Consider the following 22,666-nt stretch of genomic DNA (forward strand, 5'->3'; position numbering starts at 1 on the left):
TTTTTTCAGAAATAACATGTGAAGTAATTAGATTTTGATATATGTTTTTACTATATTTAACATTGTGTTTAACCTATAAATTTTGTGTCATGAAAAAGTATATTAAGATTTGTTTTTTACTGTTTGGCGTTTTGTTTATCGCTGCAGGTTTCAGTAGCTGCTCTGATCAAATTGATGATTATTCAAGTGAGAGTTTAAAGATTTCACCTGTACTAAAATCTTCTTTTGATGGATATTTTGAGTGGGATAGAGTCAATAGTATACAAACAAAAAATCCTTACACTTCAACTCAGATAACATTAACTCTGCCTTGGACAAAAGGTAGCACCCAAAATATTGGGATACCTTCAAACTGGCTGGATGCCAATGCCGAAGATGTAACATATAGTAAAAGGTATTATTCAAGAGAAAAAGGATGGGAGTTGGTTTATAGTAATTTGCATTTAAACACTTCTTCTAAATACTTTGCTATATATAATAAATATACGGGCATTTTAAGATTTTTTCTATATGAAATATCAAATGGATCGGGATATGGGACTACTGCTTCCTTCTGGGGTATTGCAACAGATAAGCCGACTAGTTTATTTAATTTTACAACTGGTTTTGCTACAGGTCAAAGTTTACTTGTTCAGGAACCATCTCAAATTATTACACCCAAAGGGACTTTCACTGGGACTAATTATTCAGGGATAGGTTATAAAGATAATAATTGGTATGGAATAGAACTAGAGTGTGCATATGATCCAAGTATTACGCAAAATAGCGGACATAATTTTTATATTAAAGGCTGGGGTGTTAATAAAATAACACTTACTGGTAATGCTACAACTACAGGCTCAATAACAGGTACATTGAAAACAACCGCTCCTAATTCTTCTGGACTCAATTTGAGCTTGAGTGACATGTTTAATAAATCAGCTTCTGTATCCTCAATGATAATTGATGATAAAGCATTACCGGAGCAAGTAGGTAAAAAATTAGATGAAGGTATCAAGAAGAATGACTCTTTTTCTAAAGGACTATGGAATAATATTAAGAGTAATGCTTCTAAGTGGATCTCTACAGGCTTACAAGCTGGTGCCGAAAAAGGTATTGCTGCAATTTTATCTGGAGGTGGTTCAGCTATAGGTGACGCTATTGGTGGATTTGTTAATTCTTTGATCGGAGGAAAAAGCCAAGAGTCCATAACAAAAGTAGACTTATCGATAAATTCTACAACAAAGATCTCCTTAGAGGGAGAAACTCCGTTAGTCGGTTGGGGAGCTATATCTGCTCTTCCTATACCTGGTAGTACATCTAATGTAAATGATATGCCGCTATATAATAAAAATTTAGGAGTTTGGAATCTGCAAGAAACACCTGTTGTTACTGTTAATATGTATACTGCGACTACATGGCTGCCTATTAGTTATTATTGTCAATATAAATACGTATTGAATACTCCTAAAATAGTCTTAAATCCGGAAATAGCATCTAAATTTGATATAAAAAATACAAAGTTTGATTTAGCTATGACATCCTCTGTTGTTTCTACTTGGGGAGTAACATCTGTTGAACCTGCTGCTTTAATTAACAATATCGAATATTATAAAACTATGAATAACTCTTATAGTTTTAAGTCTAAAGTAATGAAAGCAGAAACCGCTAGCTATGAGTATGGAATTTACACTTGTAAAAATGTAACTGTAAGAGTCTCTTTTGACTTAGTAGATAAGAATGATTCAAATATCGTATATTCTTTTTCCAAATATTTTAGCGTACAACCTCAAAAAGGGATTGATTATCAAAGAAATGACGTTTATCCAGAAGGAAATGGAAATATAATACCATTCCCTATCTGATAATAAGATAGCGATAATCGCTTGAAAAAAAGAGACGTCTCTAACGAGAGACGTCTCTTTTTTATAATTTGATTTTATATTTACATTACTGTTTTTTCAGTACATACAGCTCTGCCATGTCTCCTGTTATTTTGTTACCCTCCATATCCAATTGGGTCAAGGTATTTTCACCAACAAAATATTTGCTCGGAGCATCCTTTATTCCTTCCAAGATTACCGTATTGCCTTCATTGTTCCAGCTATACTTGCCTTTTTCCTCAAAAGTTTCTTTCTTGCCAACATATTGAGTCTTCTTAACGAAGGTGCTGTCACCCAGCTCGATCGTTACATTCATACCTTCTCCGCTGGCTGTAGGGAGCTTACCTGTGTAAGAGCCCATATAGTCTAGCGAGGTTTTTGCATTGTGCGTATCAGCTATCAGCGTACTGTCAGCTTTAGGTTCTTCCTGTGGCTTTTGGGAGCTGCCTCCGCAACTGTACATTAGTCCCACTACTGCAATGGCTATTAATAGTTTTTTCATTTTTTCGCTTCTATTTTCTTATCCGTCTTTACTGCTACTTCATATCCCAGCTTCTCGATAGCTGCCTTCAGTTTATCAACAGTGGTTTGGCTATTCTTAAATTCGATAGTCACCGTTTTGTCATCAAGGTTTACCTTCATATCGGTTACCCCTTTTTCAAAAGCAATATTCTTTTCGATACGCTTCTGGCAGTTTTCGCAAGTCATCGACACCGTGAAAACTACTGTTTCTTTGTCACTCTTCAAACCTTTCTTATCTTGTGCATTTAGTGTAAAACCGGCACTAAGCATCAATATAAAAGAGATTACAAAAATTTTAGCATTCATAGTTCTAAGTTTAGTACTCTGTTATAAAACAGATGTTTATTTATAAAGTTTAAAATAATAATACTTTTTAGAGTCTGTTAAAATTTATACAGACTCTTCGTCGCTGATCGGATATATTATCTTCTTTGCCTATTCAGCGGCTACAAAAAGTATCTCAAAAATATCTTTTATCCCATGTCGCAAAGACATGTCACCAAATTTCTATCACCATACGCATTATCTACGCGTGCCACATTGATCCAGAATTTGTTTTGTTTTACAAATTCGAGCGGATAAGCAGCCTTAGAGCGTGGATAAGCATGTTTCCATTCGTCGGCACATACTTCATATTCGGGGTGAGGTGCATTCACAAGAACATTGTCTTCTTTCGAGTATGTTCCGTTTTCTACCTCCTTGATCTCTTCCCATATTTGGTTCATTGTATCCACAAATCGGTTTAGCTCCGATAAGCTTTCACTTTCGGTAGGCTCTATCATCAATGTGCCATGCACAGGGAACGAAAGAGTAGGGGCATGGTAACCATAATCCATCAATCGTTTTGCAATATCCGATTCTGTGATCCCTGATGTTTCTTTCAACTTGCGGCATTCAAGAATAAGCTCGTGGCCTACTCTGCCTGTTGTACCTCTGTACACTATTCCATACGTATCTTTGAGGCATTCTGCCAGATAATTGGCATTTAATATAGCAATTTTTGTGGCATGAGTCAAGCCCTCTCCACCCATCATGCGGATATAACCGTAAGTGATAGGCAATATTCCTGCACTTCCGTATGGTGCAGATGCTACCGTATTCACGGTGCTGCCATCTACTTCGGGGTGATGAGGAAGGAATGGGATAAGGTGTTCTGCAACGCAGATAGGGCCTTCGCCCGGACCGCCTCCACCGTGAGGAATAGCAAATGTTTTATGCAGGTTCAGGTGACAAACATCAGCTCCGATAAAGCCCGGATTGGTAAGTCCTACCTGTGCATTCATATTCGCTCCGTCCATATATACCTGTCCGCCTTTTTCGTGTACAATCTTGCACATCTCTCTGATCTCTTTTTCGAAGATACCATGAGTAGACGGATAGGTGATCATACATCCCGCCAGATTGTCTTTATGCTGATCTGCCTTTGCTTGCAGGTCTTCTACTGCTATATTTCCGTGGCTATCGCACTCTATCGTTACTGTTTCGTATCCTGCCTGAATTGCCGATGCCGGATTTGTACCGTGTGCCGATGCGGGGATAAGGATAATATTACGATGCCCTTGTCCGATACTTTCCAGATATTTACGGATTGTCATCAATCCTGCATACTCCCCTGCTGCACCCGAATTAGGCTGGAAGCTTACGCCTGCAAAACCTGTGATTTCTTTCAAGTATTCGCCCAATTCTTCTATCAGTTCGTTGTACCCTTGAGTCTGCGACTTAGGAGCTAGAGGGTGAATGTTTTGAAATCCTCCCAACGAAAGTGGAAGAAGTTCAGAGGCTGCATTCAGCTTCATTGTACACGACCCCAAAGAGATCATCGAATGAGCCAAAGAAATATCTTTCCTATCGAGGCGTTTAATGTAACGCATCAATTCTGTTTCGGTATGATAAGAATTGAACACCTCGTGTTGAAGGAATTCGCTCTTACGAAGGAACTCATCTTTTATCGTTATTTTTTCGGGAAGATCGTCTATCATAAACACTTCCATACGTCCTGCTGCCATAGAGAATACGGCGAGCAATTCGTGAGCCTTGTACTCTGTTATTGTTTCGTCTATGCTGATACCTACTTCTCCTGCTTCGTAATAGCGCAGGTTGATGTCACGCATCTCGGCAAACTCACGAACGGTGTATTGCGATACTCCGCTCGGTAAACCTATTTTGAGGGTGTCGAAATACTGCTCGTTCAGTATCGTATAGCTCAATTCTTTCAGCTCGTCGGCGATAAGTGATGTAGCCGAATGTATCTGAGTAGCTATGTTTTTTAAGCCTTTTGGTCCGTGATATACAGCATAGAACCCTGCCATCGTGGCCAACAGTGCTTGTGCTGTACAAATATTGGATGTCGCTTTTTCACGTTTGATATGTTGTTCACGAGTTTGCAGTGCCATGCGATAGGCCGGTTTGCCATACGCATCTTTCGATACGCCGATGATACGTCCCGGAACGTTGCGCTTAAACTCCTCCTTCGTTGCAAAGAACCCTGCCGAAGGACCTCCGTAAAACATAGGAACTCCAAAACGCTGGCTGCTGCCGAATGCGATGTCTGCACCCCATTCTCCGGGAGGAACAAGCAGCGTGAGTGCCATCAGGTCTGTAGCTACAGATACCTTACAGTAGAGGCTGTGTGCCTTTTCGGCAAATGCTTTGTAATCTACAACATTTCCGTTCGAGTTAGGGTATTGGATAATTGCACCAAAGAATCCGTCTGAAAGATCGACGGTATTATAATCGCCAACTACAACCTCAATACCCTGTGGCTCCATGCGTGTGTTGATCACCGCTAAGGTTTGCGGGAATATATTTTTATCAACAAAAAGTTTATTTACATTATTCTTTATCTGGTCACGTGTGCGGAGATTAAACATCATTGTGGCAGACTCAGCTCCGGCTGTTGCTTCGTCGAGTAGCGAACAGTTAGAAAGAGGCAATCCCGTAAGATCGCTTACGGTGGTCTGGAAGTTCATCAACGCTTCGAGCCTTCCCTGCGAGATCTCCGCCTGATATGGAGTATATGATGTGTACCATACCGGGTTTTCGAATACGTTGCGGAAGATAGGGGCAGGGCATACGGTATCATACCATCCCATGCCGATGTACGATGCGCAAATACGATTCTTCGAGGCCATCAGAGCCATTTCCTCAGCATATTCGTGTTCGCTTAATGCTTCAGGCAGATTAAGACCGTTCTGCAATCTTATATTTGCAGGGATGGTTTGATCTATCAGTTCATCCAGCGAATTGACGCCGATTTTAGACAACATTTTTTTTTCATCTTCTGCATTGATGCCGATGTGGCGGTGTTGAAATTTTTGGGTCTCCATGGATTCTAAGTATCGTTTTATTGTAAATAAAAATTGTTTCTAGCTTCTTCTCTGATTGTGGTCAACGGCCCGTGACCGGAATATACCACTGTGTCGGGTGGCAGTTTCATCAATTTTTCTTTTATGCCGTCTATCAGTTGTTTGTGGTTGCCTCCCGCCAGATCGGTGCGTCCTACACTGCCTCTGAACAATACATCGCCTACAAATACACAACCGGCTTCCTGATTGTAGAAAACAATGCTGCCCGGCGAGTGTCCCGGTATTTGCATTACTATCAGCCTTTGATTGCCAAAGGTTACAACATCATTTTCGTTCAGATATTTTCCCACCTTGGGTATTCTCGTGTCTTCATTTGTGAAGCCAAACATTTGTAATTGGGTAGGGAGTTGTTCGAGTAAGAACTCATCACCCTTGTTGGCCATTGTTTCCAGTTTGAATTGCTCGTAAATAAAATTATTTCCGAATACGTGATCGAAGTGTAGGTGTGTATTTAGTAGATGTTTTACAACTAACTCATTGTCTAAGATGAAGTTCAGCAAAAGCTCTTTCTCATCTTGAAAAAAACAACCCGGATCAATGATAACACACTCTTTTGTTTCATCGTATGCAATATATGTATTCTCACTGATGGGGTTAAATTCAAATATTTTTACTTCCATATATATTTTAGTAACTATCTGTTAAAAAAGATTCTACAATGTACAGTCATTGCTCTCGCAAAGTTACCAGTTTTTAGTCAGAACTAATATTGTAGGCTTGACTTTTTATCAGTTTGATAGGAAGTTTACAAGTTGTTAACTAATTTATTATCGTCATTCCTGAAAATAGATGTTATAGCAAATGGTTTAGGTGTAAAATGTTTATATTCATTTGTTTAAATAAAGTGCGGCTAAGTGCTGTCTTTTAGAGCTTCGTCTTATCCCTTTTATGAAGGCGTAGTATATTATTTCTGTTTTATTTTGTATGCAACGGTAGAGGTTATTGTATTAATAGTTGTTGGAGTTGTACGCCGATTTATACCTAAAAAAGGTGTCCTATAAGAATTAAGTAAATGCGTAATGTGAATTTTATTTAAAAGGAGTAATTCCTTAAAATATTTTTCGCGCTCAGGAGTCTACATGAATAGAGCGCTCTTAATAAAATAGATTGTAAAATGTAAAACTGAATAAATTATGAGAACAAGAGGTTTTGGAATGGGATTCTTTGGTGGAAACCCTTTCGATAAAGATGCAAGAAAAGAATTTAAAGAATCATGGTCTAAAATGACAGATAGTGAAAAATTGGAGTTTATGAATAAACGTATGGAAGGCCTTGATAATCACGAAGACCATTTCTCTGTAGAGGGAATAGACTCCCGATGTGAAAAGTGGATGAGTATGTCGAGCGAAGAGAAACAAGCATTTGTTGACGAAAAGAAAAAAGCTTTCGAATGTCGTATGCATGGTATGCACGGACATTTTGGCTTTGGACAATAATCAATAATAATATCAGAGAATCGGTTGTGATGGTATCATTGCAACCGATTTTTTTTGAAGACTAACTTCGATACGGAAACAATTTCAAAGTATTTGGATCGGTAAGGTTTTAATTAAAAATACATGTAAATTTATCGGTTGTAGGTGAGCAGGTCTATTATTAGCTTTGTTATAAAAAGAGGATATGAAAAAAGACGATATATTTTATGAGGCATTGGTTGCCAAAGACCCTTCATTCGAAGGAACATTCTTTGCGGGAATAAAGACAACAGGGATCTTTTGCCGTCCTACATGCACAGCCCGCAAGCCCAAGAGGGAGAATGTAGAGTTCTTCGCTTCTGCAAAAGATGCCATACTAAAAGGTTACAGAGCCTGTAAGGTTTGTCATCCGATGGAGAAAGTAGGGAGCACCCCCGAATATGTAGACCGTGTATTAAGGCTTTTGGACGAAGACCCATCTTTGAAGCTCAAAGATTATGATCTGTTGAAGTTGGATATAGAGCCAAGTAAGATCCGCCGTTGGTTTCTCAAGAATCATGGTATCACTTTTCATGCCTATCAACGTATGTACAGGATAAATACAGCATTCAAAAAATTGCAGACCGGCACATCTGTCACCGATATTGCTTTCGATTCGGGCTATGAGTCTCTCAGTGGCTTCAACGATTCGTTTAAGAAGGTGTTTGGTGTATCTCCCAAAAATAGCAAAGAAAAGCAGGTTATAGACTTCACTCGTATAGAAACAGATTTGGGAACAATGGTAGCTTGTGCTACGGATAAAGGGGTTTGTTTACTCGAGTTTTCGGATCGGAAAGGATTGGAAACCGAGCTGAAGCAATTAGCCAAGTATCATAATGCTAATATTGTACAGGGGCAGAATAAATATTTCAAACAACTGAGAGAAGAATTGGACGCCTACTTTGAAGGAAGACTGAAGGAGTTTAAAGTTCCGTTGGATATATCCGGCACAGATTTTCAGAAACAAGTATGGCAAGCACTCGTTGAAATTCCCTATGGCACTACTTCTTCTTATCTCAGGCAGGCGGAAGTTTTAGGAAAGCCATCGTCGGTAAGGGCTGTGGCTAATGCAAACGGGATGAATAAAATAGCAATTATCATTCCTTGTCATCGGGTTGTGGGTTCCGACGGGTCGTTGACAGGCTATGCAGGAGGATTGTGGCGCAAACGGAAGCTTATCGATCTGGAAAAAGATAATAAACAAAAATTATCCTGAACGAAAAGGAATGTCTCTTTAGCGAGAGAGTCCTCAGTACGCTCAGGATAATGAAATTTTATAGGATTAATATGCTGCAGTAAAGCGTTGGCGGGAAAATTTATGCTTCTCAATTTCGTCAACAATAGCTACAGACAGATCCTCAACAGACAGGATAGATTCTCCGTCTTTGTCGAACACCGGTTCGTCTGTACCCAATCGATACTTGCCTGTCCGTCCTGTTTTGATACCTTGGTGCATATTGATGGCAGGCGAAAACATTGTCCAATCCAGTTCAGTTTCTTTTTTCAAGATATCCAGATAGTCTCTTGCTGCGGTAGCTCCCGGTTTTATTTCTTCGGGAAAACCTTCACCGTCTACAAGTTGTTTGCCGTCTATATAGAGGCTGCCTGCTCCTCCGATTACGATATAACGTTTTACACCTGCTTCTTTTACAGCTTTCTGTATTGCTTCCGATCCTTTAATGAAATCGTCGTATATATTCGGGTTAGTCCATCCGGGATTAAATGCGCTTAGCACAAGATCGTTGCCTTTAAGTGCTTCTACCAATGCTTTCGTATTTGTAACATCCAAGGCAACGGTCTTGGGGTTACCGTCTTTCACCGGAATTTTATCTGTAGAGCGTGCAAATGCTGTTACTTCATACCCTCTGTTTACTAACTCTGTCAACAGGTGTGAGCCTACAAAGCCTGTGGCTCCTATCAATGCTATTTTCTTCATGACTTTCTTTTTTATTGATTAATTAATATTTTTTATACTGTATGTTTTTAAGTTACAGTTTTATTTAAATTTTTTTATTCAAATCTATTGCTGAAATCAGCTAATGTTTGGTTAGCCAATCGGCTTATCATTATATCCTCAGCTTCCTTATTCAATTCGTACAAATGCTCATTTATTTGTTTGCCAACAGGACACTTCGGGTTTGGCGATGCCAATTCGTTGCCCAATATCGAATGTGTGCTTACGATCTTATATACATCCGATAGGAATATTTCGTTGGCAGGCTTGGCAAGCATACACCCTCCGTTTTTACCCTCCTTACTTATAACAATATTATGCTTGCGAAGGTTTGACAGCTCTTTCCTTACCAATACAGGATTGATATTCATACTCCCCGCCAAATAATCGGAAGAGAGCAGCTCGTCCGGAAACTTGGAGAGTAATACTAATATATGCATTGATATGACAAATCTGCGATCGTTCATTCTGTAATTATTTTCATTACAGTACAAAGGTAGATAAAATTTTTACATAACAATATAAAAGTGAAGAAAAATATACTTTTTTATCATAAGAAAGAGATGTTTCCTTTGTCTGTATGACAGGCAACGATCATTCGCGTAAATATTGGACAAAACGCTTAAAATATTTTAATTGCACGGGTCTCTTGCAATTCCATCTTTACTATTTTCTCATTGAGGAATGTAATTACAAAATCTTTGGTGGGCGAATTTGTCCGGACTGTATAGGGGGATGACAAAAAAGAGGCATAGAAAAACAACGAGTAGATTTTTCATCACCGATAAATTTAAGGTTAGTAGTAAGAGATATTTTCGTATCTCAGATCAGCACATAAACGATCTTCTTTGTCTTGAAGTACTCTTCCTCGAAGTACATCGACAGGTCGTCCGCTTCGGCAGTTTTCTTGAATGGCTTTAGCTCCCCTTCCAAGTTTCCCCCTTTGAGACATATCAGTCCGTTTGGTAGAGCATTTTGCTGTTCTTTCGATACGTTTTTTCGTATGATTTTCACCAAATCGGGTAGAGGCATTACTGCACGGCTTACCACAAAGTCGAATTGTTCTTTTACCTCTTCGGCGCGACAATGGCGAAATTGAATATTTTCTAATCCGATGGCGCTCGAAACCTCTGTGGCAACCCTTATTTTTTTTCCGATACTGTCTACCAACAGGAAGTTACACTTAGGAAACAATATAGCGAGCGGTACTCCCGGAAAGCCGCCTCCTGTACCTACATCCATGATCTTAGAGCCGTCTTTGAACTGAATCAGTTTGGCTATCCCCAACGAGTGAAGGACATGGTGAGTATACAAATTTTCGATGTCTTTGCGTGAAATTACATTTATTTTAGAATTCCAATCCGCATACAGATCGTATAGAGCAGCAAACTGTTGTTTTTGCTTTTCTGTAATATTAGGGAAGTATTTAAGAATTATATCCATTATTTTCCTGAGAAGCTAGAAATTGGAGAATTGTCTTTTAATATCGGGTACAACTCACTGTATGTAAACGGAACTTTGATCGTGCCCAGCGATGGTGCTGAGTATTCGCCCTGATTGAATAGGTAAGTTATTCCTTTATCGTCGATCGAAAAATTATTGTTGGCTGCTATGTCTTCTATTCCCCAATATCCGAATTCAAGAAGGTCTTCGGCTGTTTTTACATTGTTCTGTGCCACAATCTTATCGGTAAGCATTGTGTTGAGCAGCTTTTTATATTCGGGGATAAATATGTCTTTCTCTGTAACTACATTTCCTGTCTTCAGGTCTATATTCACATTTTTGTAGAATGTAGACGAATTAGCACCACCTTTAAAGTCCATCGATGATGTCTGGTACGATATGATACCTCCTCTGTCGAATATCACTTGAGAGTTTAGCGTTTTATAGAACGAAAAATAATCTTCACTATCTTCCGAGCTTTCCCAGTCGGGGAACTGCACTTGTGCCGCTTCCTTATAATTTGCAATGTAATTGGTTACATATTTGTCTACCGCATTTGCCGGCGAGAGCGATTCCGAAGACTCATCTTCAAACAGAGCATAGTTAAACTCTTTTTGTATCTTGGCGAGCATAATACTGTCTTCATATTTTGCAGGGAAGATATAATTTATTTTTATAGAACACGAAGGCTTAGTGGAGTCGTTATCCAAATGGTAAATCTTTGACACACTAATAGAATCGTACACTATATTGTTTACTGTATCCGTTTTTTTGTTTTCGCATGAAAAAAATAAAATGGAAAATATAAATAATAAACTGATATGTGTAGAGGTAAATTTCATATGAACATCATTTAGTTTCTACTGCTGTATATACTACTAACGTTAAATCTGTGCTAATAGTTTTTTATTTCTTTTCATGAAGCAAATATACGACAAAAAGGAAAAGGGATACCTTTTTTTGTTAATCTTTTATGAAGTAATTTTTCAATAGAGTGCCTCTAAGGCGTATTTATATTAACTTTTTGGTAGTATGAAGTTTCTGTCAATTAACAGCTATTTGCTCCTATTTTTATATCTTTGTGGCATCTAATAATTCTTATCTAAAGCAATTTATATGCAATTAATCGATGGTAAAGCCATATCGGCTCAAATGAAAAAAGAAATAGCCGAAGAGGTCGCAAAAATAAAAGCCGCAGGAGGTAAAACGCCTCATCTGGCAGCAGTATTGGTGGGGCACGACGGCGGAAGCGAAACTTATGTTGCCAGCAAAGTGCGTACATGCGAAGAGGTAGGCTTTAAGTCGTCTCTTATACGTTTCGAGGATAATGTAAGCGAAGAAGAACTTCTGGCTTGTGTAGATAAGCTGAATAAAGATGCCGACGTTGACGGGTTTATCGTTCAATTGCCATTGCCAAAACATATATCGGAACAGAAAGTAATAGAAGCGATTGACTACCGCAAAGACGTAGACGGATTTCATCCGATCAATGTAGGGCGTATGTCTATCGGTTTGCCATGCTTTGTGTCGGCAACTCCGGCGGGGATACTCGAATTGCTGAAACGATACGATATTCCTACTCAGGGCAAACACTGCGTGGTGCTTGGTCGAAGCAATATTGTAGGAAAGCCGGTTGCAAATCTGATGATGCAAAAAGGCTATCCGGGCGATGCCACAGTAACTGTATGCCATAGCCGCACACCAAATATAAAAGAAGTTTGCCAAAGTGCCGATGTTATTATTGCTGCATTGGGCGTTCCCGAGTTTCTGAAAGGAGACATGGTGAAAGATGGCGTTGTAGTGATCGATGTGGGTACTACCCGTGTGCCTTCTACTGAGACTAAATCAGGATTTAAGCTGAAAGGGGATGTTGCCTTCGATGAAGTAGCCGCCAAAGCATCGTTTATCACACCTGTACCGGGTGGGGTAGGGCCTATGACAATTATTTCCTTGATGAGAAATACTTTGTTGGCAGGTAAAAACGAAATATACAAGTAATATTTTTCTGAGAAAAAGAATCTTATAGAGAAGAACGATGTCGTTTCACTTATAAAAAAAATAAAGGCTGCTTTTCACAAAGCGGCCTTTACGATTATTTATCCAATAGTAAAATCACGGACGACCTCCGTTCCCTCCTGTTGAGGTTCCGATGCTGGTAACCATCGAACTTGGTGTGAAAGTTATAGCTGTCGTTCCTTTTGAATATGTTGCCGATGAATACAGTCCGTGGAAATTGCTGCCCCCTGACACACTGCCCCCTTTGTAAACCGTATACGTTACATCCGACTTCATATTAGGAGAGCTGAATAATAATGTCATTTGGTTGTATGTTCTAGGTACTTTGTAAGTTAATATTCCCGTACCATCGGATGCCTCTATATGGATCAGATCGCCCGAAGTCCCCGTTGTTCCGTAAATAACAGATCGCTGAGTACTCACACCTGACGTAGGATTACTGGTTGCTCCGCCCGTACCAACAAGAATACCTCCTGTGATTTTGAACGTATTGTTGTCGCAGTCGAAACCTTCTTCCGGTACTGTTGTACCCGAGGATATGATGGTGCCACCTGTTATAGTCATTGTTCCGTTCGAGTCTATACCATCATTTGATGTGCTGTAGCAGTATATGTTTCCTCCGTTGATGGCGATGTGGTTGGATGCGTTGATACAATCGTCGTATGCTTCAATTTCGATTGTACCATTGTTGATTGTCAGTATTTTCTTGCTCTCCAATCCCTCAGCCTCTTCTTTGGTTGTTTTGATGATTATAGAACCACCGTTTACGGTAACATTACCGTCGCTCTTTATGGCTTTGGCTGCCGTATCGTCTGAGCCGTATTTGAATAGATCCCCGGTAGTAGATACATTTATAGTTCCATCATTGATGATGAGGTCTCCATCTACACTGATGCCTTTTCCTCCTGCGCCGGAGACTGTTATATTTATTACACCTTTATCTATTGTGAGGGCGCCATCACATTTTATGCCCGCCGCAGATGATATGTCTTTGTCGTCGGTATCGTAATACGCACTGCCTGTTGTTGCCAGTGTAAGCTCACCGCCTCCTATGGTCATATTGCCTCCGGCATTAAAAGCTTTTGCCGCAAGCCCCGAAGTACTGATGTTGATTGTACCACCTGTGACGCCGATTGAGCCGATGTCACTTTTTATGCCTGCCGCTTTTTGACCTGTGGTAGTGATATTTATAGTGCCTCCACTGATGGCTATAGAAGAATCTATGGATGTATCTGTGTCTTCGTAAGAGGCTACAATGGCATCGTCCTCGCTTTTTATAGTGATATTTCCATCATAAATTTTGATGTAGCCTTCGTCGCAGTCTATACCATCGCTCGAGGCTTTGATGTTGAGCGTACCTCCATCCATTCTGAAATAATCTTTTGCATGGATACCGTCACTTACTGCACCCGATATAGTGATATTCCCTCCTTTTATACGGATGTAGTCGTCACTGCTGATTGCGTGCTTGTATCGTCCTATAAAAAGTAGATTTCCATTTCCCTGAAAATTGAGCTGTCCCTCGCTGAAGAAAGCCCCTTTCATGTCTTCGTCGTTGTAGGCTGTGTAAGTGCTGCTGTCTACCAGTCGGTTAGACGTTCCTCCCACTAGCATTACGGTCACTTTCTTGCCCGATTGTACGTTCAGTGCAGGGCCGTCTGTGCTTATTATGCTGACACCATTGAGTCCCAACCCGAACTTGTAATCGCTATAAATTTTGAAAGAACCACTCTTTATCGTTCCCGAAAGTACATAGTTGATTTCTGTGGTTGTGTTTGTAGATGTTACCACCACATTTCCGTTCGATTGGGTTATGCTTACCCCTTCATTTTCGTAAGGGTTTGTAATCGTTACGATATTATCGGTATAGGCAATAGTAACGGCATCCACAAAGGTTGTATCCTTTGTGTTGGTAGTGAAGTCTTCATCAATAACGATTTCATCATCATCGTCATTAACAGATTCATTGTCGTTGCTACACGCTATTAGAAGCATGCAACATGCTGTAAAAAATAAAATAAAGATTTTTCTAGAATTCATATTATTGGTCTTGTGTGAATTAAGACAATAATATTATAATCTTTACGAAGAAAATACAAGCAAGTTCGACAAACAGGGCGATTTGTTCGATGAATATTGCTAAAATAAAGGATGGAAAGTAGGATTACTTTTCCGAAATCGCTTCGGATTCGGTTTTGGCTTCCGTCTCCACATCCGTTTCCGCTTTGTCTTGCATATTCACATATACTTCGTTTTGCAATTGCTGTTGTTTCTCGTACAGTTGCAGTATGTGGTTGCGGAAATTGTTGTCACGTTGAAGCTTGTTGAAAGCTTCTTTTGCTGCCTTTTGTTGCGATTCTTTCTTCGAGTAGCCTGTTCCCAGTCCGGCTTGCTCGCCGAGTATCACAACGGCAGTTTTGAAAATAGGGGTGTTGTTTTCGTCTACAAAGCTGTCGACGAGATCGAAGCTGACCGATATTTTTTGCTTTTGGCTCCATTCTATCAGTCGCGACTTGTAGTTTGCCTCCTGCTCGGCTACCGTGTCTATATTCAGGTGTTCTTTGATGAGGCGTTCGAGAACAAACTTCTTCGACACCCTGTATCCCTGATCTAAATAGATAGCACCTATCAATGCCTCCAGTGCGTTGCCATACATGTGGGTATTGGGTGTTGTATTGCGGGCAGATGTTTTTATTAGTTTGTCGATACCCAATTCGAGTGCTAATTTGTTTAAAGTTTCACGTTGGACGATCTTCGAACGCATATTGGTAAGGAATCCCTCCTTCTTATATTCAAACTCCTTGAATACAATATCGGCAACAATAGCATCGAGGATGGCATCGCCCAAAAACTCGAGCCGCTCGTTGTTGATCCATTTGCCGTCTTTCAACTTTATAGAAGAAGATTTGTGCAAAAGAGCTTGCTCATAGAGCGTTATGTTGTACGGATAGAACCCAAATATTTTGTAAAAAGAAACATAAGGCTCCTTCCCTCTTTTAGGAAGAAGCCTTATTCCACGATATATCTTTCTAAGCACGCGACTTATTTCTTGAACTTCTTTACTATTATACAAGCATTATGTCCTCCAAAACCGAATGTGTTTGAGAGTGCTGCGTTTACAGTCCTTTTCTCAGCCTTATTAAATGTTAGGTTCAGCTTATAATCAATTTCAGTATCTTCGTCTCCTTCGGTGAAATTGATTGTTGGCGGAATTATATCATTCTGTACCGACAGTACGCAGAAGATTGCTTCCAATGCTCCCGCAGCACCTAAAAGGTGACCTGTCATGGATTTTGTAGAACTGATATTCAGGTTATAAGCATGCTCACCAAATACCTCTTTGATTGCTTTGATTTCTGATGGGTCGCCAACCGGAGTTGATGTTCCATGTACGTTTACGTAATCAAGCTCACTTGGGTTCATGTGGGCATCTTCAAGCGCATTTTTCATTACTAGTTTCGCTCCCAGCCCTTCGGGATGTGACGCTGTGAGGTGATAAGCGTCGGCAGACATTCCGCCTCCTACAACTTCAGCATATATTTTTGCTCCACGTGCAAGCGCATGCTCCAATTCTTCGAAAATAAGACATGCCGAACCTTCTCCTATTACAAACCCGTCGCGGCTCTTGCTGAACGGACGAGATGCTGTTTGAGGAGAATCGTTACGTGTAGACAAAGCTGTCATTGCATTAAAACCACCAACACCCGCCGGAGTGATTGCTGCTTCGGCTCCTCCGACTACCATTACATCTGCCTTGCCCAAACGGATTTGGTCGAATGCGATGATAGAACTATGTGTAGATGAAGCACAGGCAGAAACAGTTCCAAAGTTAGGTCCACGAAGACCGTGACGTATCGAAATCAATCCGGCTGCAATATCCGAAATCATCTTAGGGATAAAGAACGGGTTGAACTTAGGTCCCATATCTTCGTGTGTATAGTAGTATGCAACTTCTTCTTCAAAAGTCTTGATACCACCTATACCTGCCGAAAATATAACACCGATTCTGTCACAGTTTTCATTTTCAAAATCAAGTTTTGAATCTTTTATGGCTTCTTCGGACGAACCGATAGCCAATAATGTATATCTGTCACACTTGCGGATTTCTTTTCTATCCATCAATCCTGACGGATCGAAATCTTTAACTTCGCAAGCAAACTGTGTTTTAAATTTTGACGCATCAAAATGAGTAATAGGTCCAGCCCCACTCATTCCTTTCAAAGCATTCTCCCAAGTAGTTGGGACATCGTTGCCTAACGGAGTTACCGAGCCTAGACCTGTTACTACTACTCTTTTAAATTCCATAAATGACTATTGGAAAAAAGATTATTTTGCATTTGCTTCAATGTAAGAGACAGCATCTCCCACTGTAGCGATTTTTTCAGTCTGATCATCTGGAATAGAAATACCGAATTCTTTTTCAAATTCCATGATTAATTCTACTGTGTCAAGTGAATCTGCTCCCAAGTCATTTGTAAAGCTAGCAGTATCAGTAACTTCAGACTCTTCAACACCTAACTTATCAACAATGATTGCTTTCACTTTTGATGCTACTTCTGACATAATTTTTAGTTTTGATTAATAATAAATTTTTTATTTTTAATTTTGTCGATGCAAAGTAACAGTTTTTTATCTATATGTTACAAATATTTTATGGATAAAATAGTTAAAATTGCACATATTTTTTACTTGTGTGCATAATCGCAAAAAAACACTCATGATTAAAATCGCTATTTTTGCCTCAGGTTCAGGGTCTAATGCCGAGAACATAGCAAACTACTTCGCAGAGAGTAATACTGTTTCCATTCCGCTTATAATATCAAATAAGAAAGATGCTTATGTGCACGAGCGTGCAAACAAGCTGGGAATAAAATCGGTTACCTTCTCCAAAAACGAGTTCGAAACATCTGATGCTGTGCTCGACTGCCTGAAAGAGAATAAAATAGACTTTATTGTTCTCGCAGGTTTCCTGCTCAAAGTTCCCCACAATATATTAGAAGCATATCCCGGTAAGATAGTAAATATCCACCCCGCGCTTTTACCTAAGTTTGGCGGTAAAGGGATGTATGGCGACAATGTTCATAAGGCTGTAGTAGAAGCCGGAGAAACAGAGTCGGGCATTACGATACATTATGTGAATGAGAATTACGATGAGGGGGCTATTATTTTTCAGGCAAAATGCCCTGTGCTGAAAAGCGATACCTATGAGGATGTCGCAAAAAAAGTGCATACACTTGAGTATACGCACTTTCCGGTTGTTATTTCCAGTGTCTTAGATCAGACCTTCTAATTCGATTGGTTTTCTGTATTGCCTTCAGGCTCGTTTACTTTCACCTCCTCGTTGTTCACCGTTCTGGCTCTTACGATAGTTCGGCGGTCGCCACTAAGTACTGAGGTGTTATCTTTTTTTGTTTTAATATTCTTATTTGCTGCACCTTGTGTCGGTTGCTGAGCAGGATTGTTCGTTTTTTGCTCTGCTGTTGTCGGTTCGGGCTGATATACAGGCGATGTTACAGTCTGTCGATTGTCGTTATATTGCTCTGCCCTGTCAGACTTTATTCTTCTTACAGAACGTTTAGGTGCTTTTTCCTCTTTTCTGTCTGTTGTTTTGGTATTCACTGTTGGCGTTGGCATTATCGGTGACGGATACACGTAATTGTCGGAGCTCTTTTCGGTTGCCCACAAATTGAGCTTGTTGATAGCCCTCTCGGTAACGGTAATCCATACTTCGCCATTCGGATTGCCCGATGCTGTATTTTGTATTATAAAATCACGCTTCACTACATCGTTAGGTGATAGTCGATCTACAACTTCCGACTGTACCCTTGTACCATTGATAAAGTATAAAGGTTTGTTGCCATACTTAACATATTCCTGAGCCAACTCGTCGGCAGATTTTTTCAGCATTTCCTGCTGAATGCTATCCGCTATTATGCGTGCTCTCTTTTCTTTGTCGCGGCTATCTATATTCGCTTTCGATAGACGATAAGCTAAGCTTGTGTTGCCCGTTTTCAATAGAATTTGGTCTTTTTCTATTTGTCCTATCAGTCTGTCGATATCCATAAGTGCACCTTCCAGCGAGTTATAGTCTGACTTTAGGATAGCTGAAACGGAGTCTGCATCCGCTCCCATTTTATTAAACAAAAATTTGTTCTGGGGGTCTTTTTCGCCTCTGTTGCTAACGATCAGCGTTGTGTCTTTTGTAGTCACTATATATTTGTTTCCTTTTTTTTGGGCATAAGCTAAAAAAGGAAGGAGTGATGCTATCAAAACGAGTATGATATATTTGCTTAAATTCATTTGTTTGTGTTCGCTTTTGAAATTTATATATACGTCAATAATCTTTTACTTAAGTATATAATGCGCAAATATACAAGATTTTTCGTGAATGATAATGGGTCTTACATTTTTTAGTATAAATAAGGTGGCTTTTTAATCTTTTATAAACTTCTTATGTTTGAAACACTGCCTTTATTTTCGTACTTTTGCGTAAAATAAATCAACTATTAAAATATTAATCATGGCAACACCATCATTTAAGTACCAAGAAACGTTTCCATTAGAGAAGGATACCACAGAGTATTATTTACTCTCCAAAGATCATGTTTCTACAGCTAATTTTGAAGGACAAGAGATGCTGAAAGTACAACCTGAGGCTCTTACTTTACTGGCGCAACATGCTTTTCACGATGTAGAATTCTTATTACGCCCCGAGCATCAAGAGCAAGTGGCAAAGATATTGTCTGATCCCGATGCCAGCGACAATGATAAATTTGTGGCGCTTACATTCTTGCGCAATTCCGAAATTTCGGCAAAAGGGGTGCTCCCTTTCTGTCAGGATACAGGAACAGCCATCATTATGGGTAAGAAAGGACAAAATGTGTGGACAGGCGGCAACGACGAGGAAGCCTTGTCGAAGGGTGTGTACAATACATTTACCGAAGACAACCTGCGCTATTCGCAAAATGCGCCTTTGGATATGTACAATGAGGTGAATACAGGAACCAACCTGCCTGCGCAAATAGACCTGTATGCCGTAAACGGAAATGAATATAAATTCCTTTTTGTAGCTAAGGGTGGTGGTTCTGCAAACAAAACATATCTCTATCAGGAAACAAAAGCATTGCTTACACCTGAGAAACTAGAGCCGTTCCTGATCGAAAAAATGAAATCGTTGGGTACAGCAGCATGTCCTCCTTACCATATCGCATTTGTTATTGGCGGTACATCAGCCGAAACCAATCTGAAAACAGTTAAGCTGGCTTCTACTAAATATTATGATGGTCTTCCTACTTCGGGTAACGAAGGTGGACGTGCGTTCCGTGATTTGGAAATGGAAGCCAAACTACTGAAGGCTGCTCAGGAGCTAGGGCTTGGAGCGCAATTTGGAGGTAAATTCTTTGCTCACGATATCCGTGTGGTTCGTTTGCCTCGTCACGGTGCATCTTGCCCTGTGGGCATGGGTGTTTCTTGTTCGGCCGACAGAAATATAAAAGGAAAGATCAACAAAGACGGTATATGGCTCGAAAAAATGGAAGATAATCCAACAAGGCTTATTCCAGAAGAATTGCGTAATGCCGGCGAAGCAGGAGGTGTGAAAATAGACCTCAACCGTCCGATGAAGGAAATACTTGAAGAGCTGTCTAAATATCCTGTTTCTACACGTTTGTCACTCACCGGTACAATCATCGTAGGACGTGATATTGCCCATGCTAAGCTTCAGGAGCGTATCGATAAGGGCGAAGGGCTTCCTCAATACATCAAAGATCATCCGATCTACTATGCAGGGCCTGCAAAAACGCCTAAAGGATATGCAAGCGGTTCGATGGGACCTACTACAGCAGGTCGTATGGACTCGTATGTAGACGCATTCCAAGCTAATGGCGGCAGCATGATAATGATTGCTAAAGGTAACCGTAGCCAACAGGTAACAGACGCTTGTCACAAGCACGGCGGATTCTATCTGGGAAGTATAGGCGGCCCGGCTGCAATACTTGCTCAGAATAGCATAAAGAGCCTTGAGTGTCTCGAATATCCTGAATTGGGAATGGAAGCGATATGGAAAATAGAAGTAGAAGATTTCCCTGCATTCATCTTGGTAGACGACAAGGGTAACGACTTCTTCAAACAATTGAAACCGATTAACTGCTCTATGAGCTAATATATACTATAAGCAAGCAGTCTATGTGTATGAATAAGCGGATATCAAATGAATGATATCCGCTTATTTTTTTTATACCGAAGACGCCACTTTTACATAACTTAATATCTTGTTCTAAGGGCTATCTTGTCCAATTCCTTTATTTCGTCTTGCATGGTGAAAAATACTTTTCCGCCTTTAGATAGCACTTCCCATGCTATATCGCTCACAATATCATCGATTACGTCCGGCTGATTCGCCTCTTTTACCAGTTCGAAGTTCCGCTCATCTATCATCCTCACGGGTTGCGAAAACTTGTCGTATACGATCAGCATCTCGCCATTTCCATCTATTGCAGCCCGGTAGATTTCTTGCAAATCGGTAAGAACTTTATGCTTCGATATTGCTTCTTTCATTTCTACAATGGCTTCCGACCTGTGTTCGTGCATATACTGTTTCATTATCTCCCAGCCGGGTTTGACTACATCGTGTGGCTTCGAGTTGTTGTAGTCTATCGATGTGTATCCTATATAGATGTCGGGCTTATCGGCTACTTGCATCAGTTTACTGAAATTGTCTTCGGTAGAAACAACGACACACTCCAGCTCGGTTTCCTGATTTACTTTCACCACGGCTTTATCAACCTGATTGAAGAACTCACGGACAAGGTCGTCTACACGCTTAGCATTGCTTCTCTCTGCCCTGTTGGGTATGTAATACGGCGATCCTTCAAATGGAAACCCATCGCTCTTTACCTCTTCTTCAATTCCGTCTCCTAATGCTTTATATAGCTGTACCCCTCCTTGCGATAATACAAGTATCAGGTATTCTTTGCTGCGGTTGTACGCTTTTATCAGTGGGCGCAGATTGAATGTGCTGCTAATGTTTAACCTATCTTCGGGTACAGTCCACGATGTTCTGATGATTTCCTCCATGTCGTTCGATAAGAATACATGAAGGCTGTCGAGATTGTTGTTCTCGTTCACTCTATTTTCTACAGTCGCTATCTTCTCTAGAAGGGGAGCTGCTGTTCTTTTTCCATATTCGGCAACTATTTGCTTTTCTGCTTGCGAAAGCAGGTTTTTCAACAATATTTTATCTTTATCGCTGGCAGGGCGTGTTCTGTGTGTATTAAGAGAGATACTAACACAAGGCCCTGCTGTTACAGTTGCCAGTTTTTTTATCTTTTCTTTTAATGCCATAATATATTTATTTTTTAATCACGCTAGTAATATACGAAAAAAAGCCGTTTTTTCCAATCTGTGCGATTGAGAACCTCTTTGAAATAGCTTCTTTTTCATAAGATTATGTTTTTTTAATCTCTTTTTCTGTCGATGGATAGAGAAAGATCTCTTTCTTAAACCAGTTTAAGATTCTAGTCTGTTGGAATGGCTAATTTTGTATTACTAATTCAAAAAAAGATATTGAAAATGGAAAATAAAAGACTGAATATGTACAAAGCTGCCCCCGAGCTATACAAAGCAATGATGTCTCTCGAAAATGCTTTACAACAAACATCTCTGACTCCTATCGAAAAGGAGTTGATTAAAATAAGAGCTTCGCAAATCAATGGTTGTGCCTTTTGCCTGAACATGCATACCCGTGATGCTCGTAAAATCGGGGAAACTGAACAACGTATCTATTTGTTGAACGCATGGCATGAAGCAGGCAACTTATATTCTGAAAGCGAGAAGGCAATACTTCGTCTGACAGAAGAGGTTACCCTTATCAGCAAAGGAGGTGTTTCGGCTGAAACATATCAACAAGCAGAAAAGATATTGGGAGTATCTAAACTCGCTGAGGTAATAATGGCTGCGGTGGTTATCAATGGCTGGAACAGGATTGCCATATCCACAGAATTACCGATAGACTAATCGCTTAAACAAACAATAGGGATAATCGCTAAAGAT

General features: G+C 40.0%; 21 protein-coding genes. 7 read left to right on the forward strand and 14 right to left on the reverse strand.

The genetic code is table 11. The features are described 5' to 3' along the window. Window positions 1-89: 89 nt before the first annotated feature. On the forward strand, window positions 90-1,844 hold the full coding sequence (locus LDB17_RS05140; RefSeq protein WP_252638375.1) for a hypothetical protein: 1,755 nt from the start codon (window positions 90-92) through the stop codon (window positions 1,842-1,844). Between the two features lie 85 nt (window positions 1,845-1,929). Here the strand turns inward: LDB17_RS05140 and LDB17_RS05145 are convergent, their stop codons facing one another. From LDB17_RS05145 to LDB17_RS05160, 4 genes are all read right to left on the reverse strand, one after another. Then, window positions 1,930-2,364 carry a copper resistance protein NlpE gene (locus LDB17_RS05145; protein WP_252638374.1) on the reverse strand — a complete coding sequence of 145 codons (435 nt, stop codon included), beginning with the start codon at window positions 2,362-2,364 and terminating at the stop codon, window positions 1,930-1,932. Beyond that, a complete protein-coding gene (locus LDB17_RS05150; RefSeq protein WP_252638373.1) occupies window positions 2,361-2,690 on the reverse strand; it encodes a heavy-metal-associated domain-containing protein in 330 nt (109 codons plus the stop codon). Before LDB17_RS05150 ends, LDB17_RS05145 begins: the two co-directional genes overlap by 4 nt. Window positions 2,691-2,857: 167 nt before the next feature. Continuing rightward, window positions 2,858-5,710, reverse strand: coding sequence for an aminomethyl-transferring glycine dehydrogenase (gcvP, locus tag LDB17_RS05155; protein ID WP_252638372.1), 2,853 nt, complete (start codon window positions 5,708-5,710; stop codon window positions 2,858-2,860). A 17-nt stretch (window positions 5,711-5,727) separates the two neighbouring features. Next, window positions 5,728-6,369, reverse strand: coding sequence for an MBL fold metallo-hydrolase (locus LDB17_RS05160; RefSeq protein WP_135104605.1), 642 nt, complete (start codon window positions 6,367-6,369; stop codon window positions 5,728-5,730). 513 nt (window positions 6,370-6,882) lie between these two features. On the opposite strand from LDB17_RS05160, the gene LDB17_RS05165 reads away from it, so the two are divergent. Then, window positions 6,883-7,185, forward strand: a complete 303-nt coding sequence (locus LDB17_RS05165; protein ID WP_252638371.1) for a hypothetical protein — start codon at window positions 6,883-6,885, stop codon at window positions 7,183-7,185. A 184-nt stretch (window positions 7,186-7,369) separates the two neighbouring features. After that, the gene (locus LDB17_RS05170; RefSeq protein ID WP_252638370.1) at window positions 7,370-8,419 is read left to right on the forward strand and encodes a bifunctional transcriptional activator/DNA repair enzyme AdaA; all 1,050 of its coding nucleotides are present in this window, start codon (window positions 7,370-7,372) and stop codon (window positions 8,417-8,419) included. Between the two features lie 66 nt (window positions 8,420-8,485). On the opposite strand, the gene LDB17_RS05175 is transcribed toward LDB17_RS05170, so the two are convergent. The 4 genes from LDB17_RS05175 to LDB17_RS05190 form a co-directional block, all read right to left on the reverse strand. Next, the gene (locus LDB17_RS05175; protein WP_252638369.1) at window positions 8,486-9,139 is read right to left on the reverse strand and encodes an NAD(P)-dependent oxidoreductase; all 654 of its coding nucleotides are present in this window, start codon (window positions 9,137-9,139) and stop codon (window positions 8,486-8,488) included. A gap of 74 nt (window positions 9,140-9,213) precedes the next feature. Further along, window positions 9,214-9,624, reverse strand: coding sequence for an Rrf2 family transcriptional regulator (locus tag LDB17_RS05180; RefSeq protein WP_252638368.1), 411 nt, complete (start codon window positions 9,622-9,624; stop codon window positions 9,214-9,216). Between the two features lie 355 nt (window positions 9,625-9,979). Then, window positions 9,980-10,600 (reverse strand): 16S rRNA (guanine(527)-N(7))-methyltransferase RsmG, encoded by a 621-nt coding sequence (gene rsmG / locus LDB17_RS05185; protein ID WP_252638367.1) that lies wholly within the window; start codon window positions 10,598-10,600, stop codon window positions 9,980-9,982. Then, the gene (locus LDB17_RS05190; protein ID WP_252638366.1) at window positions 10,600-11,328 is read right to left on the reverse strand and encodes an RsiV family protein; all 729 of its coding nucleotides are present in this window, start codon (window positions 11,326-11,328) and stop codon (window positions 10,600-10,602) included. Before LDB17_RS05190 ends, rsmG begins: the two co-directional genes overlap by 1 nt. A gap of 388 nt (window positions 11,329-11,716) precedes the next feature. Here LDB17_RS05190 and folD point away from each other — a divergent pair, with 388 nt between their 5' ends. Further along, on the forward strand, window positions 11,717-12,598 hold the full coding sequence (gene folD, locus LDB17_RS05195; RefSeq protein ID WP_252638365.1) for a bifunctional methylenetetrahydrofolate dehydrogenase/methenyltetrahydrofolate cyclohydrolase FolD: 882 nt from the start codon (window positions 11,717-11,719) through the stop codon (window positions 12,596-12,598). A 114-nt stretch (window positions 12,599-12,712) separates the two neighbouring features. Here folD and LDB17_RS05200 read toward each other — a convergent pair whose 3' ends face one another. From LDB17_RS05200 to LDB17_RS05215, 4 genes are all read right to left on the reverse strand, one after another. Beyond that, a complete protein-coding gene (locus tag LDB17_RS05200) occupies window positions 12,713-14,656 on the reverse strand; it encodes a carbohydrate-binding domain-containing protein (protein ID WP_252638364.1) in 1,944 nt (647 codons plus the stop codon). A 124-nt stretch (window positions 14,657-14,780) separates the two neighbouring features. After that, the gene (gene rnc, locus LDB17_RS05205; RefSeq protein ID WP_252638363.1) at window positions 14,781-15,653 is read right to left on the reverse strand and encodes a ribonuclease III; all 873 of its coding nucleotides are present in this window, start codon (window positions 15,651-15,653) and stop codon (window positions 14,781-14,783) included. Window positions 15,654-15,658: 5 nt separating this feature from the next. Next, entirely contained in the window at window positions 15,659-16,921 is a 1,263-nt protein-coding gene (fabF, locus tag LDB17_RS05210) for a beta-ketoacyl-ACP synthase II (protein WP_135104616.1), read from the reverse strand. A gap of 21 nt (window positions 16,922-16,942) precedes the next feature. After that, window positions 16,943-17,179: an acyl carrier protein gene (locus LDB17_RS05215; protein ID WP_006798850.1), complete on the reverse strand. Its 237-nt coding sequence runs from the start codon at window positions 17,177-17,179 to the stop codon at window positions 16,943-16,945. Window positions 17,180-17,333: 154 nt separating this feature from the next. Here LDB17_RS05215 and purN point away from each other — a divergent pair, with 154 nt between their 5' ends. Then, a complete protein-coding gene (gene purN, locus LDB17_RS05220) occupies window positions 17,334-17,906 on the forward strand; it encodes a phosphoribosylglycinamide formyltransferase (RefSeq protein WP_252638362.1) in 573 nt (190 codons plus the stop codon). Here purN and LDB17_RS05225 read toward each other — a convergent pair. Then, the gene (locus LDB17_RS05225; RefSeq protein WP_252638361.1) at window positions 17,903-18,916 is read right to left on the reverse strand and encodes a hypothetical protein; all 1,014 of its coding nucleotides are present in this window, start codon (window positions 18,914-18,916) and stop codon (window positions 17,903-17,905) included. The genes purN and LDB17_RS05225 overlap by 4 nt on opposite strands. Window positions 18,917-19,136: 220 nt before the next feature. On the opposite strand from LDB17_RS05225, the gene LDB17_RS05230 reads away from it, so the two are divergent. Continuing rightward, window positions 19,137-20,777, forward strand: a complete 1,641-nt coding sequence (locus LDB17_RS05230; protein WP_252638360.1) for a fumarate hydratase — start codon at window positions 19,137-19,139, stop codon at window positions 20,775-20,777. 101 nt (window positions 20,778-20,878) lie between these two features. On the opposite strand, the gene LDB17_RS05235 is transcribed toward LDB17_RS05230, so the two are convergent. Then, window positions 20,879-21,958, reverse strand: coding sequence for a hypothetical protein (locus LDB17_RS05235; RefSeq protein ID WP_252638359.1), 1,080 nt, complete (start codon window positions 21,956-21,958; stop codon window positions 20,879-20,881). 228 nt (window positions 21,959-22,186) lie between these two features. On the opposite strand from LDB17_RS05235, the gene LDB17_RS05240 reads away from it, so the two are divergent. Next, on the forward strand, window positions 22,187-22,630 hold the full coding sequence (locus LDB17_RS05240; protein ID WP_252638358.1) for a carboxymuconolactone decarboxylase family protein: 444 nt from the start codon (window positions 22,187-22,189) through the stop codon (window positions 22,628-22,630). Window positions 22,631-22,666: the final 36 nt, after the last annotated feature.

Origin of the sequence: Dysgonomonas sp. Shenzhen-Wh21, from assembly GCF_043392705.1 — a bacterium.
GTDB lineage: Bacteria > Bacteroidota > Bacteroidia > Bacteroidales > Dysgonomonadaceae > Dysgonomonas.